Origin of the sequence: Bacillus sp. REN16, assembly GCF_020731355.1 — a bacterium.
Classification (GTDB): domain Bacteria; phylum Bacillota; class Bacilli; order Bacillales; family Bacillaceae_L; genus Ferdinandcohnia.
In genome coordinates, this window is the sequence record NZ_JAJFZK010000069.1 from 1 (window position 1) to 363 (window position 363).

Below are 363 nucleotides of genomic sequence, written 5' to 3' on the forward strand. Positions count from 1 at the left end.
AATGAAACGGGGAATATTAGTTTACGACCATTTTAGCCAAGAATGGAGAGTATGGATTGGTCAAAAGTCTTACTGGATTGACCAAGGCTATTCATTTGAACTGCGAATTCAAAATAAGTACTACCACGCATATTTAGAGAAAGATTTTGATTGGTTTATAAAGTTGGAGCATGATGTGATCCTTGTGCTCCATAACTATGAAGTATATAAGGTCAGAGTGGAAATCCAAAATTATATTCCAGTTGATGCCCCTTTTTAGGGGTTTTTCTTTTTAAGATTTGGAGCTGGGATAATATGATTGGAATTTTGCACATTCTGAAATTAAGTGGAAAAATTAGCACATTAAAGTAGATTTTTAGCCGA

Annotated in this window: 1 protein-coding gene; it reads left to right on the plus strand. The window is 34.2% G+C overall.

The genetic code is table 11. From position 1 onward, the window contains the following. Window positions 1-259: DUF5348 domain-containing protein (locus LKW28_RS22855; protein ID WP_229142709.1), on the plus strand; the 259-nt coding region annotated here is incomplete at its 5' end. Between the last annotated feature and the right edge of the window lie 104 nt (window positions 260-363).